The organism is Krasilnikovia sp. MM14-A1259, assembly GCF_047159535.1.
GTDB lineage: Bacteria > Actinomycetota > Actinomycetes > Mycobacteriales > Micromonosporaceae > Actinoplanes.
In genome coordinates this window covers 4,483,772-4,495,906 of the sequence record NZ_BAAGAJ010000002.1, presented here as the reverse complement: position 1 = coordinate 4,495,906, position 12,135 = coordinate 4,483,772, and the positions used below count along the sequence as shown (strand labels likewise).

Sequence of the window (12,135 nt, the reverse complement as noted above, 5' to 3'; positions counted from 1 at the left end):
TGGTCCACCCGCCGAACCGCTCACTCCCGCCGCGGGGCGCCGTCGCGGCTACGCGGCGAGGCGGTCGCGGCCGGCGCGTTTGGCCGCGTAGAGCTGGCTGTCGGCGGCGGCGAACAGTTCGTCGCTCGTCATGCCGGGCAGCAGCGGGGCGAGACCCATGCTGACCGTGACCCGCAGCCCCAGCGCGATCTTGTGCCAGTCGTGGTCCCTGATCCCGGTGCGCATCCGGGCGGCGATCCGGGTGGCGGTCGCCATGTCGGTCGCCAGGAACACCCCGAACTCGTCGCCGCCGAAGCGGGCGGGCAGGTCGGACGCGCGGCACTCGCTGCGCAGGGTGTGTCCGATCTCGCGGAGGACGGCATCGCCGATGGCGTGCGAGAACGTGTCGTTGATCTGCTTGAAGTTGTCCACATCGACCAACAGCAGGCACAGCGGGTCGTTGACCGTACGCGCATCCGCGGTCAGCGTCGCCATGCGCCGGTCGAATCCGCGCCGGTTCGCCAGCCGGGTCAGCGGATCGGTCTGCGCCGCGGTGTCCGCGGTCTTGTGGTCGGCTTCGAGCTGCACCCGCCGGCGGGCCTGGCGCAGCATCGCGACTCGGTCCAGCCGCAGCCGCCAGAGCTGCTCGGCGTGTGCCCGTACCGCGGCGAGCAGGTGCCGGGTGGCCATGCTCGGCTCGGACTCCGCGGCGACCAGGGCCAGCTCGAACTGGAAGATCAGGCGGTGCCGGGCCGCGCCCGCGAGTGCGCACAACTGCTCGGCCGCGATCAGCTCCCGGGCCGCCTTGTCGTACTTGCCCATGCTGCTCAACGCCAGCCCGTACGCGAGGTGGGCCAGCCGGGCATCGAAGTGCCGCCCGTCGGCGTGCAGGTCCGGGATCACCGACACGGCCAGTTCGCGGGCTTCCGCGGCGGCCCCGGTCTTGGCCAGGCCGCAGGCCAGCAACGCACCCAGCATCGCCTGGTCGGAGCCGAGCTGCGAGTCGGGGTCGGCGTCCGGGTCCAGCCACGGCCGGGTCAGCGCGATCACGTCGCGGAACCGGACCTCGGCCTCCTCGCGGCGGCCCACATGGTCCAGGCGCAGGCCCCACTCCAGCAGCGCCTCGGCGCGTTGCAGGTCGCGGATGACCCGCCGCATGTGGTCCGTGATCTCCGAGCGCGGCTCGGCGGTGGTGGCCTGGTCGGCCAGCTCGTACAGTTCGGCCCAGCGGGACGCCTCCGCGACCGACGACATGGCGGCGAAGTACCAGGCGTCGCGCGGGCAGCTCTCCAGCGTGGTCATGGCGGCGGCGAGCTGGTGCAGGCCCTCTTCCAGGCGGCCCATGCGGGACAGCACGTCCGCCATGTCGGCGCTGGCCTTCGCCCGGCCGACCCGGGAGACGGCGCGGCGCAGCAGGTCCCACGACATGGCCTCGGCCTCGGCGTAGCGGCCCAGCTCGGTCAGCGCGTACGAGTGGGACTGGACCACCGCGCGGGCGGTCTCCCAGTCACCGAAGAGCTCCGCGATCCACAGGTACGCGCCGGCGCGTTCGAGGACTTCCTCGTAGTGGCCCTCGCCGTACAGCCGGCGCAGGATGCTGCCCAGGTCTCGCAGCGTCCCGACCTGCTCGATGCGTACGGGAAGCGCAGAGTTCGACTCCATGCCTCCTCCTTCGCCCGGCGTTGGGAGCGCTGTCATCACGTGTTTACACCTCGGCCGGGGCCGGGGTCGCATTAGCCGATTGGGGCGCAATGACGCCTTCGACACGTCGAATGAGGCCCGACCGACGGCCTCGTGACCCCGGTCGGCGCGTCCGTGGCCCAGGTGCGCAACGGCGCGCCGTGACCAGGCATTTCCCGGGTCGGCCGGACCGTCCTGGATAGCATCGGCGGCGAACTCGATCGCGATGATGCCCACCGGCCGCGCGGGCACCTACCGCGGCGCGGAGGGAGCGGGCGATGGACACCTGGCAGATGATCCGGGCGGAGCGGCAGTCCCTGGTCGACGCTCTGGCCGGCCTGCCGGTTCCGGCGTGGGAGCAGCCGTCGTTGTGCGCCGGGTGGACCGTACGCGACGTCGTGGCGCATGTGATCGCCACGGCCTCGATGACGCCGCCGCGCTTCTTCGCGAAGATGATCGGCAGCGGCTTCCGGTTCGACGCGATGGTGGCCAAGGAGATCGCCGCGGTGATCTCGGGCCGGTCCGACGCGGAACTCGTCGACATGCTGAGTACCCGCGTCGATGCGCGCACCGCGCCGCCCGGCCCGGCGCTCTCGTGGCTGGGCGAGACGATCGTGCACGGCGAGGACGTGTTCCGTGCCCTCGGCGGCTACCGCGAACACCCGGCGCCGCACCTGATCGCGGTCGCCGACTTCTACCGGGGCAGTGATCTGCTGATCGGCGCCAAGAGCCGGATCGCCGGGGTCACCCTCACCGCCAGTGACGCGCAGTGGCGGTACGGCAGCGGACCGGAGGTCACCGGGCCGCTGGTCGCTCTGGTCATGGCAATGACCGGACGTACGGTCGCGCTCGACGATCTCGCCGGGGACGGCGTCGCCGTGCTGCGGGAACGGACCGCCACGCACCCGCGGTAGCGTGACCAAGGACACGTTTAAGCCCCGCCACTGTGCGCGTGACTGCCTAAGTACGTACCCCATGGCAGCCGACTGGACAGGCGTCATGGATACGTAGCGTCAAGTCCCGAGCACTGATCGTGAATGAGGTGGGCATGGAGTCGAGCTCTGCGCTGCCCGTCCCGGTCTCACACGCGGGACCGCTGGTCGCCATGGGCAACTTCACCCACATGCTGTACGCGCAGGGCCGCTACGACGAGGCGCTCGATCGTGCCGAGCAGGACGAGTGGGTCGCCGCGGCGCTCGGCGACCGCGACACCGCCCGCGTCATTCTGCAGACCCGCGTGTACGTGCTCACCGAGCTCGGCAGGTACGCCGAGGCCGAAACGCTGGGGCGGGAACTGCTGCGCCGGGCCGTCTCCCGCGCCGCCCGGGCGAAGGCCAGCGCCGACCTCGCCGACGTCCTGGTGCGGATGGGCCGCCTCGAAGAGGGCCTGCACCTGATCGCCTGGGCCATGGCCGCCCTGGAGGCCTGCCCGCGCGACTGGCGGTACTTCTCCTCCATGTCCTCGGTCGCCGAGCCGGCCCGCTGGGCCGAGCTGTACGAGCTGGCCGAGCAGGCGTCCGTCGCCGACCGGCGGTTGCTCGACACCGACCGCAACCGCCGCGTCATCCTGGACACCCAGCGCGCCGAGTCGCTGCTGGAGTGGGGCCTGCGGCTGGAACACGTGGGCCGCCTGGAGGAAGCCGGCGTCCGGTACCGAGACGTGATCGCGCTGACCCGGCCGTGGGATGCGCCCGATGCCGAGGCCGAGCTGTCCGACCAGGCCATGGTCCATGCGTTGCTGGCTTGCGCCCTGGCCAAGACGGGCGCGTTCGACGAGGCCCGGGGCAAGGCGGTGCAGGCGATCGAGGCGTTGCACGCCACCGGCCGCCGCTTCGATGCCCGGCTCGCCCACCTGGCGTACGGGCTGGCGTTGCGCAGCACCGGCGAGTACGCCGAGGCCGCCCGCGAGCTGACCGCCGCCGAGCAGTTGTGCGCGCTGGCCGGTGCCCCGCGGCACCGCCTGATCTTCCAGTTCGAGCTGGGCCTGGTTGCGGCGGAAGCCTCGCCCAGCCCCGCCACCGCGAATCTGGTCTCGGCGCTGCGCGCCCACGCCGAGCAGCTCTGGCGGCTGCGTCTGGACCGGGTGGCGATGCTGCGCCAGGCCCGCCGCCGGGTGCAGCTCGAAGCCGACCACGCCTCCGCGGACGCCGCGGCGCAGACCGACCCGCTCACCGGGCTGGCGAACCGGCGCGGATTCGACCGGTGGATGGAGGAGGTCAGCACCGAGCAGGGCGCCGAGCAGATGTGCCTGCTGCTGGTCGACCTGGACAACTTCAAGCAGGTCAACGACGGGTTCTCGCACGCGGTCGGCGATACCGTGCTGCGCGAGGTCGGGCACATCCTGCGTACGGAGTGCCGCGCCTGCGACCTGCCCGCCCGTTTCGGCGGCGACGAGTTCGGGGTCTTCCTGGCGACCGACATGGCGACCGCCACCCGGATCGCCGCCCGGATGCGGACCGTGATCCGCGAGTTCGACTGGCACAAGGTGGCGCTGGGCCTGCGGGTCACGGTCAGCATGGGCCTGGCTTCGCTGCTGCCCGGCATGACCGGCGACGAGTTGTTCGCCGCCGCCGACGGCCAGCTCTACGCCGCCAAACGCGCCGGGCGCGACCGCCTCGCCGCGTAGCGCACCGCCGAACCCCTGACGCCCGCTCTGGCCTTCGTCGCAGGTCGGATACCGTGTGCGCAGGCGGACGCGCGGCGGAGGGAAGCACGTGGAGCTACTGCACTCGGGCAAGGTCAGGGACGTGTACGCCGACGGTGACGACCTGCTGCTCGTCGCGTCGGACCGGGTCTCGATCTACGACGTCGTGCTGCCCACGCCGATCCCCGACAAGGGCAAGATCCTCACCCAGCTCTCGCTGTGGTGGTTCGAGCAGCTCGCCGACGTCGCCCCGCACCACATCGTCTCCGCGACGGACGTCCCGGCGCAGTGGGCCGGGCGGGCGGTGCGCTGCGAGCGGCTGAAGATGGTCATGGTCGAGTGCATCGCGCGCGGCTACCTCGCAGGTTCCGGCCTCAAAGCGTACGAGAAGGACAGCGCGATCTGCGGCGTCGCGCTGCCGCCCGGCCTGTTCGAGGGCTCCCGGCTGGCCGAGCCGATCTTCACGCCCACGACGAAGGTGGCGCCCGGCGAGGGGCACGACGAGTTCATCACGTACGCCGACGTGGAGTCGCAGGTCGGCGCGGACGTCGCCGCGGAGCTGCGGCGGATCACGCTGGAGGTGTACCGGCGCGGGTCGGCGATCGCCGCGGAACGGGGCATCCTCATCGCGGACACGAAGATCGAGCTGGGCTTCTCCCGCGACGGGACGCTGACGCTCGGCGACGAGCTGCTCACGCCGGACTCCTCGCGGTTCTGGGCTGCCGCCGAGTGGCAGCCCGGCAGCGCACCGCGCTACCTGGACAAGCAGTTCCTGCGCGACTGGTCGGCGGGCCTGACCGGGTGGGATCGCACCGCTCCGGGCCCGGAGATCCCCGACGAGGTGGTCGAGGCGACCCGCAACCGCTACATCGAGGTCTACGAGCGACTCACCGGCGACCGCTGGCACTGACCCGCCCGTCCGTGCCGGTCCCGTCCACATCGGCGGTCCCGTCCACATCGGACGGTTTCCGGAGGCGGGCCAGGTCGGCCGCCAGCCGGGTCCGTACGTGGGTGATCAGCCGGGTCAGATCCGCGCAGTACACGGACGGGTTGTGGAAGCCCTCGACTGCCCGGTACCGGTGTGCGTAGTGGCCCGCCCCGCACACCGGGTGCAGCGGGCACCGGCGGCACGCGTCACCCAACGCGGCCGCCCCGATCTGGCGCGCGACGACGCCCGGATGCTCCAGCGCCGCATCGAACGTGTCGCCCAGCACGGACAGCCCGGTCGAGGCCGCGCCCTCGTACGCCGATTTCAGTGAGTCGACCTGCTCGATCGCGCCGTCGGACTCGACCACGGCCACCGTCACCGGGCTGAGCCCGATCTGGTCCGACCGGCTGCCCGCCCCCAGGAGCAGGCCGATGAGCTGGTCGAACAGGCGCACGGACGGCTCGCGGCGACCGTCGTCGTACCACCGGTCGAAGACGGCGACGAGCCAGTCGCCGTACGGCGCCGGACCCGCGCCCGGTGGGTGGGCGGGCGGGTGCGCCCAGTTCGCGTGCGGCAGCAGGAAGTCGATCGCGGGCGGTTCGTGCCGCAGCAACGCCTCGTACGTCCCGACCGGGTCGGTCGCCGGGTCGATCGTGCACAGCAGACCCGCGTACGCGGCGCGGTGGCGTGGCTCGCGGAGCAGCGCGAGCGCTCGCGCGGCCGCCGTGTGGCTGCCCGTACCGTTGCGGTGCCTGCGGTGCCGGTCGTGGTCGGCCGCGGTGCCGTCGATGCTGACCCCGATCCGGATCCCGTGCCCGGCCAGCGCGCGCACGGCGCTCTCGTCGAGCAGCACCCCGTTGGTCTGCAGGCCGATCCGTGCCGTGCAGTGGCCGGGCAGCCGGGCCCGCAGGTCGTCGACCAGGGTGAGGAGGTCGCGCGGCCCGGCCAGCAGCGGCTCGCCGCCATGCAGTGACACCGAGATCCTCGGCAGCCGGTGGCGCCGGACATGGTCCGCGATCCGTGCGACGGTCGCGCGCCGGACCGCGGCGGGCATCACCGCGGGCCGGCCACGCCAGCTCTGATCGGCCAGCTCGTAGACGTAGCAGTAGTCGCAGGCGAGATTGCAGCGCTGGTGCACCTTGAGCACGAAGTCGCGCAACGGCACCGGCCGCCACCCACCGGCCCGCAGCGCGCCGACGTCGAGCAGCTGATGCGGCCAGCGCGGCGGTGCGGGGCTGCCCGGCACAGGCGTGGCGGACACGGTCACCGGGCGGGCGCTTGGTCGTGCGGACCGGCCGGTGCGGGCCGGAGTGCTGGCGGCGCGGCCGGATCGGCGCAGGTGACGCAGGCGAGCGGGTCGCCGCAGCCCGGGCACCGGGTGTCGGCGCGGCGCAGGTGCCACCCCAGCGCGACGCCGCCCAGCAGGCTGATCAGCCCGGCGACGGCGGCGACCACGATGGCTCCGATCATGCGTACGGCCGGCGAAGTGCCAGGCCTGCGGGGGAGCGCCGGTCCAGCGCCGGGTCCTCCTCGGCCCGGGGCGACACGTACGGCGCAGTGAAGGTGTCCACACCGGTGCCGGGCCGGCTGGTCGGGCGGTAGGTGACCGTGACGGCGTACCGCGACGCCGCCTCGATGATCCCGGCTCGCCAGCCGTCCCGGTAGACCCAGACCGGGTCGGCCTTGTGGTAGCTGTCCGCCGGGGCCACGTCGGCCGGGTCGCGTTCCGGCGGCGCGATGGTCGGGGTGGACATCGAGATGCCTCCTCGTCGGACCGAAACGGCGAAACATTCAACACGTTGCGTCAGCGAGCGGATACACGGCTGTCAGATATCATGCTCGGGATCACATGCGTTCGCAAGGCACTCTGCACGTGCATCAGGCATGTGCTTCGGGGCGTACGAACAGGTCGTTCGGTTTCATGCGACCGCGATCACACCTTTAGGATGCGGAGGGACTGCGATCGGGCAGCCCGGGATCGGTGACGAGGAGTCAGGTGAGCGCAGGTCGGGAGGAGGCGCCGCAGAGCGGGCCCACCGTGCTGCGCATCCTGCTGGGCGCGCAGCTGCGGCGCCTGCGCGAAGGCCGGGGCATCAGCCGCGAGGACGCCGGGTACGAGATCCGCGCTTCGGGTTCCAAGATCAGCCGGATGGAGCTCGGCCGCGTCAGCTTCAAGGAGCGCGACGTCGCCGACCTGCTCACGATGTACGGGGTCACGGACACCAAGGAGCGCGACGCGCTGCTCGGCCTGGCCCGGCAGGCGAACAACCCGGGTTGGTGGCACCACTACAGCGACGTCCTGCCGAACTGGTTCCAGGCCTACCTCGGTCTCGAGGCGGCGGCTTCGCTGATCCGGACGTACGAGATCCAGTTCGTCCCCGGTCTGCTGCAGACCCCCGAGTATGCCCGCGCGGTCATCCTGCTCGGGCACGCGGGCGCGTCGACCGCGGAGATCGACCGCCGGGTGGCGTTGCGCAACCAGCGCCAGCAGATCCTCACCCGGTCCAATCCGCCGCAACTGTGGGCGGTGATCGACGAGGCGGTGCTGCGCCGGCCGATCGGTGGGGTCGAGGTGATGCGCCGGCAGATCGAGGCGCTCATCGAGGCGTCCAAACTGTCCAGTGTGCGGCTGCAGATCCTGCCGTTCCACGCGGGCGGGCACGCCGCCGCGGGTGGCCCGTTCGCGATCCTGCGTTTCCCGGAGCCGGAGCTACCGGACGTGGTCTACGTCGAGCAGCTCACCAGCGGGATCTACCTGGACAAGCGCGACGACGTCGACCACTACGCCATGGCCATGGAGCGGGTCTGTATAGACGCGGAACCGCCCGGCCACACCCCGGAGATCCTCGGCAAGCTGCTGCACGAGGTCGGCCGGATCGGGTAGGCCGGGCGGCTCGAGACGCGGTGTCGGCCCGCTCAGGCGAGCAGGTTGTCGAAGTCGCCGTCGCGGACGCCGAGGATGAACGCCTCGATCTCGGCCGCGGTGTAGATCAGTGCCGGGCCGTGCGGGTCGCGGGAGTTGCGGACCGCGACGCCGCCGTCGGGCAGTGCGGCGCACTCGACGCAGTTGCCGCTCGGGTTGCTGCGCCCGCTCTTCTGCCACGTCACGCCGTTCAGCTGTCCCGCGGGCATGCCGTTGACGATGCGCTTCATTCAAAGCTCCCTAGGTCTGTCTCCGATCGGCGGTCGACCGGCCGTCGTGCCATCCCGCACGCTTGCCGACCATCCTGCCGTGCAAATGCACGTGCATCTGGCCTTGCGTCAGAACAGGATTGTGAGCATGATAACGCACGTACGACAACGAGGGGATGTCACTTACGGTGACATCTTCGAGTGACGGGCCGGTCGCGGACATCGACGCCTGCGACCTTCACGCGAGGCTCCCTGGCGGGGGCGTCCCAGCGGAGGAGTGCTGCCATGTCGATACCCAACATCGGCCCCGAGCTCCCCGACCCCGGCGGCCATGAGGCCGCTGAGACGCAGCGGAGGGGAAACGCTTCGCTCATCTACCGCGTCGAGCCGGCCACGGACGAGGTCCGAGCCGCATCGACGCGGGCCAGCGTGGTGACTCACCGGTTCGGCGGGGTGCGCTATGCCCTCTGCCGCCCGGGCGGCCGCCGCGCGCCGGCGGCGGGCAGGGTGGCCCCGGCCGACGGCGGTGAGTCCGACGAGGGCTGACGAGCCGGTCCGATGTGTCCGGCGCCGGCGTTTCGGGATCGCGCCGGCGCGGACGATGCGGACACGTTCAGCCCCGATCATCCGGGGCGGGCGGCTGCAGGCCACGGTGCCATCGTGGCCGGTGCACGTCTTCGCCGAGACGGACTACTGCTACGGGCAGGGGCCGCTGACCCTCAAGGTGGATCGGGTCGAGTGGGCCAAGCCGGTGCCCCACGACGGGGACACCTGGCTTGAGGTCGAGGGGGTCGTCATCGACCCGGCGGGCCGGGAGGGCGCGCGCCGGCAGGTGCTGGTGCGCGCCCTGCGACTGCCGGCGCCGCCCGCCCGCAAGCGGCCACGGCTGCGGCCATGAGGCCCCGGTCGGGCAGTCCGGTCCCCCCGTACCAGGCTGCCCGACCGGCACGTGGGCGGCCGCGGCAGGCCGTGTCAGGGTTTGCGGGCCACTCCGGCCCAGTAGTACGCCGCCTCGGGGCGCTCGACGGGGGAGTCCGGGCGCCACGCGGACACCGGCACCACGCCGGGCTCCAGCAGCTCCCAGTCGCCGAAGAAGCGCTGCACCTCGTCGCGCGTACGGGCGACCAGCGTCATGCCCGCCCCGGTCGCCGCGTCCACGGCGCGGCTCACCTCACCGGGGTTGAAGTCCGCCGTCGGGTGGGTGATCGCCAGGCAACTGCCCGAGGGCAGTGCGTCGCGCAGCTCGGCGACCTTGCCCCACGGGTCATCGGCGTCCGCGAGCAGCATGAGGATCGCGATCAGCGTGAGGCCGACCGGCTGCGTCAGGTCCAGAGTGTCAGCCAGCAGATGGTCGCCGAGGATCGCCCCCGGGTCGCGGATGTCGGCCGAGATGTACTCACTGCGGCCCTCGGCGGAGCTGATCATGAGTGCGCGGGCATGCACCAGCACGATCGGATCATTGTCCACATACACCACCCGGGTCTCCGGGGCGATCTCCTGAGCGATCTCGTGCAGGTTGGGCCGGGTCGGGATGCCGGTGCCGATGTCCAGGAACTGCCGGATGCCCTCCTTCGCGACCAGGTCGCGGGCGGCGCGGTGGACGAATTTGCGGTTTTCCCCGGCCATGTACCGCAGATCCGGGATCGCCTGGATCATGGCCTCGCCGACCGCGCGGTCGACCGCGAAGTTGTCCTTGCCGCCGAGCCAGTAGTCGTAGATGCGAGCCGAGTGGGGCACGTTGATATTCACCCCCGGAGGTGCGACCTCAGTCCCCGCGGGAACGTCTCTGCCCTGCTGCACGCCCGCCTCCTGATCCCGGCCGGGCCCGCCCGGCCGGTGCCGGCGGGCCTGCCCGAAGGGGTGATCTCATCGCGACGATCTCTGTCCATGACGTGGCCGCACGCTCCCGACGCCGGGAGCCATCGGCCACTGTGGTCAGACTAGCGGGCTTCGCGGACGAAATTCAGCCCCGTCGCTCGATCGACTATCCCCCGAGACCGGGGCGAGACGGACCATCCGGGTACGGAGTCAGGCGGCGCTGCGGTCGCGGTACGAGCGGGTACGCCCCTCCCGCGCCATGCCCGACACGACACGGTCGCGCCCGCCACGCTTGGCGACGTACAGGTTGCGGTCCGCCGTGGACAGCATGGAGGACTGGTTGAGGTCCGGCACCTCGTGCGCACCGGCCACGCCGATGCTCACGGTCACGGGCAGCTCACCGGTGATGTTCCACCAGCTGTACGCGCGGATGACCATCCGGATGCGGTCGAGCTGCTCCGTGGCGGCCGGGACCGGAGTCTTCGGCAGCACCAGCAGGAACTCCTCGCCGCCCAGCCGGGCGACGAACCCGTCCGGTACGGCGGCGGCCAGTTCCGTCTCCAGCAGCTTCGCGACCTGGACGAGTACCTGGTCGCCGACGTCGTGGGAGAGCTGGTCGTTGATCCGCTTGAAATGGTCGAGGTCGACGATGGCCACGGTCAGGTCCGCGTCGGCGGTGATCAGGGCGGGCATCTCTTCGTCGATGTAGCGGCGGTTGCGCAGGCCGGTCAGCGGGTCGCGGCGGGCCTGCTCGCGGAAGCGTTCGGCCTCCTCGCGCGCCTCGGCGGTCTCGAACATGGCCTGCCGGGTCTGGGCCTGCGCCTCCCGCTGGCGGGAGCGGAGCCGTTCGTGCGCGGCGTAGAACATCTTGTGCATCGCGAACGCCTCGGCGAACTGGCCGCGCGCGGCGCACAGCTCGGCCTGTTCCTGATGGACGCGGACCATCACCTCGTGCAGCTCCCGCTCGACGCAGAGCGCGCGGGACTCGTCGAGGCTCGCCTGGGCCCGGTCCATGGCACCCGCGCCGCGCTGCGCCCGGGCCATGGTGAGCAGGTATTCGGCAAGGTCGTCGGCGTCCTCGAGGAGACCCGTGTTGTGCCGGGCGATGCAGACCCGCATCGTTTCCTCGGCGTCGGCGTATTCGCCGTTCTCGATCTGGATCGCGCCGATCGTGTCCAACGTCGCGGGGTCCAGTTCGAAGTCGTGCCGGTCGGCGTGGTCCTTCAGCCGCTGGACGACCTCCTGGGCGCGCGGGAAGTCGCCGACGAAGAACTCGGTGTAGGCCCAGTTGTTGAGGACGCTGGTCAGCACCTCCCACTGGCGCAGGTCCCGGGCCAGTTCCTCGGCCTGGTGGTAGCGCGGCCGGGCCGCGTCCATCGCGCCGTTGATGCCCAGCGCGTCGGCCAGCTTGGCGCGGTGCCACACCTGCATGTGCGCGGTGGCGGTGTCGTCGAGCAGTTCGACCGAGCTCAGCGAATGTTCCAGGCACTTGGCGAAGTCGCCGAGCAGCCGGTGGATGTTCGCCCAGATCAGGTGGGTGCGGGCCTGCAGCCGGCGGTCGTCGTGGGCCATCGCCCACTCGTAGCTGTCGTAGATCTGCCGCGCGGCACCGGCGACGTCGCCGGTGCGCATGAGCATGTTCGTACGGCACAGGCGGGCACGCGCGACGAGAGTGTCGTCGCCCAGCTCGGCGGCCTGGCGTTCGAGGTCCGTGGAAAGGGCGAGGTCGGCCTCGGCGTTCCAGAGGATGCAGTCCTCGATCGCCAGCAGCGCAGCCGACAGCTGCTCGGCACAGATTGCGCTGCCCTTCACCGGCCACCTCCTTCCGTCCACCCGTTTCATCGGCCCGCGGTGGCCCGGCTGAAGGCAATCCGGATGACCTTTACCGGTACGGGCCGCGGGCACGTTCCGCAATCGTGCGCTATCCCTGCGTGACTTTCCGCGTGGGCCGGGC

13 protein-coding genes are annotated in these 12,135 nt (G+C 71.6%); 6 read left to right on the top strand and 7 right to left on the bottom strand.

All coding sequences use genetic code 11. The features are described 5' to 3' along the window. Nucleotides 1-48: 48 nt before the first annotated feature. Nucleotides 49-1,641 carry a diguanylate cyclase gene (locus ACMCNK_RS20365; protein WP_412737985.1) on the bottom strand — a complete coding sequence of 531 codons (1,593 nt, stop codon included), beginning with the start codon at nt 1,639-1,641 and terminating at the stop codon, nt 49-51. Between the two features lie 296 nt (nt 1,642-1,937). Here ACMCNK_RS20365 and ACMCNK_RS20360 point away from each other — a divergent pair, with 296 nt between their 5' ends. The 3 genes from ACMCNK_RS20360 to ACMCNK_RS20350 all read left to right on the top strand — a co-directional run bounded on the left by ACMCNK_RS20360 (nt 1,938) and on the right by ACMCNK_RS20350 (nt 5,213). Further along, nucleotides 1,938-2,573 (top strand): maleylpyruvate isomerase family mycothiol-dependent enzyme, encoded by a 636-nt coding sequence (locus ACMCNK_RS20360; RefSeq protein ID WP_412737984.1) that lies wholly within the window; start codon nt 1,938-1,940, stop codon nt 2,571-2,573. 134 nt (nt 2,574-2,707) lie between these two features. Beyond that, entirely contained in the window at nt 2,708-4,285 is a 1,578-nt protein-coding gene (locus tag ACMCNK_RS20355) for a diguanylate cyclase (RefSeq protein WP_412737983.1), read from the top strand. 88 nt (nt 4,286-4,373) lie between these two features. After that, a complete protein-coding gene (locus tag ACMCNK_RS20350; RefSeq protein WP_412737982.1) occupies nt 4,374-5,213 on the top strand; it encodes a phosphoribosylaminoimidazolesuccinocarboxamide synthase in 840 nt (279 codons plus the stop codon). Here the strand turns inward: ACMCNK_RS20350 and ACMCNK_RS20345 are convergent. The 3 genes from ACMCNK_RS20345 to ACMCNK_RS20335 are packed head-to-tail and all read right to left on the bottom strand — an operon-like array spanning nt 5,191 to nt 6,985. Then, on the bottom strand, nt 5,191-6,492 hold the full coding sequence (locus tag ACMCNK_RS20345; RefSeq protein WP_412737981.1) for an FxsB family cyclophane-forming radical SAM/SPASM peptide maturase: 1,302 nt from the start codon (nt 6,490-6,492) through the stop codon (nt 5,191-5,193). The two genes, ACMCNK_RS20350 and ACMCNK_RS20345, sit on opposite strands and share 23 nt — an antisense overlap. A gap of 2 nt (nt 6,493-6,494) precedes the next feature. Continuing rightward, nucleotides 6,495-6,701 (bottom strand): hypothetical protein, encoded by a 207-nt coding sequence (locus ACMCNK_RS20340; RefSeq protein WP_412737980.1) that lies wholly within the window; start codon nt 6,699-6,701, stop codon nt 6,495-6,497. After that, nucleotides 6,698-6,985, bottom strand: coding sequence for a hypothetical protein (locus tag ACMCNK_RS20335; RefSeq protein WP_412737979.1), 288 nt, complete (start codon nt 6,983-6,985; stop codon nt 6,698-6,700). The genes ACMCNK_RS20340 and ACMCNK_RS20335 overlap by 4 nt, the downstream gene beginning before the upstream one ends. 242 nt (nt 6,986-7,227) lie before the next feature. Between ACMCNK_RS20335 and ACMCNK_RS20330 the strand changes: the two genes are divergently transcribed. Continuing rightward, complete coding sequence (locus ACMCNK_RS20330) at nt 7,228-8,115, top strand: helix-turn-helix domain-containing protein (protein ID WP_412737978.1); 888 nt, start codon at nt 7,228-7,230, stop codon at nt 8,113-8,115. 32 nt (nt 8,116-8,147) lie between these two features. Here the strand turns inward: ACMCNK_RS20330 and ACMCNK_RS20325 are convergent, their stop codons facing one another. Beyond that, complete coding sequence (locus tag ACMCNK_RS20325; RefSeq protein ID WP_412737977.1) at nt 8,148-8,384, bottom strand: DUF397 domain-containing protein; 237 nt, start codon at nt 8,382-8,384, stop codon at nt 8,148-8,150. A 264-nt stretch (nt 8,385-8,648) separates the two neighbouring features. Between ACMCNK_RS20325 and ACMCNK_RS20320 the strand changes: the two genes are divergently transcribed. Both ACMCNK_RS20320 and ACMCNK_RS20315 read left to right on the top strand, forming a co-directional pair. Continuing rightward, a complete protein-coding gene (locus tag ACMCNK_RS20320; RefSeq protein WP_412737976.1) occupies nt 8,649-8,909 on the top strand; it encodes a hypothetical protein in 261 nt (86 codons plus the stop codon). A gap of 55 nt (nt 8,910-8,964) precedes the next feature. Then, nucleotides 8,965-9,261 carry a hypothetical protein gene (locus ACMCNK_RS20315; protein ID WP_412737975.1) on the top strand — a complete coding sequence of 99 codons (297 nt, stop codon included), beginning with the start codon at nt 8,965-8,967 and terminating at the stop codon, nt 9,259-9,261. A 74-nt stretch (nt 9,262-9,335) separates the two neighbouring features. Here the strand turns inward: ACMCNK_RS20315 and ACMCNK_RS20310 are convergent, their stop codons facing one another. Further along, a complete protein-coding gene (locus ACMCNK_RS20310) occupies nt 9,336-10,112 on the bottom strand; it encodes an SAM-dependent methyltransferase (protein WP_412740930.1) in 777 nt (258 codons plus the stop codon). A gap of 279 nt (nt 10,113-10,391) precedes the next feature. Further along, nucleotides 10,392-11,993 carry a diguanylate cyclase gene (locus ACMCNK_RS20305; RefSeq protein ID WP_412737974.1) on the bottom strand — a complete coding sequence of 534 codons (1,602 nt, stop codon included), beginning with the start codon at nt 11,991-11,993 and terminating at the stop codon, nt 10,392-10,394. Nucleotides 11,994-12,135 lie beyond the last annotated feature (142 nt).

Bases quoted from the DNA above. Each gene is read 5' to 3' on its own strand.
- ACMCNK_RS20340 (WP_412737980.1), bottom strand. From the start codon at position 6,701: ATGATCGGAGCCATCGTGGTCGCCGCCGTCGCCGGGCTGATCAGCCTG.
- ACMCNK_RS20365 (WP_412737985.1), bottom strand. From the start codon at position 1,641: ATGGAGTCGAACTCTGCGCTTCCCGTACGCATCGAGCAGGTCGGGACG.
- ACMCNK_RS20360 (WP_412737984.1), top strand. From the start codon at position 1,938: ATGGACACCTGGCAGATGATCCGGGCGGAGCGGCAGTCCCTGGTCGAC.
- ACMCNK_RS20325 (WP_412737977.1), bottom strand. From the start codon at position 8,384: ATGAAGCGCATCGTCAACGGCATGCCCGCGGGACAGCTGAACGGCGTG.
- ACMCNK_RS20355 (WP_412737983.1), top strand. From the start codon at position 2,708: ATGGAGTCGAGCTCTGCGCTGCCCGTCCCGGTCTCACACGCGGGACCG.
- ACMCNK_RS20335 (WP_412737979.1), bottom strand. From the start codon at position 6,985: ATGTCCACCCCGACCATCGCGCCGCCGGAACGCGACCCGGCCGACGTG.
- ACMCNK_RS20315 (WP_412737975.1), top strand. From the start codon at position 8,965: ATGCGGACACGTTCAGCCCCGATCATCCGGGGCGGGCGGCTGCAGGCC.
- ACMCNK_RS20320 (WP_412737976.1), top strand. From the start codon at position 8,649: ATGTCGATACCCAACATCGGCCCCGAGCTCCCCGACCCCGGCGGCCAT.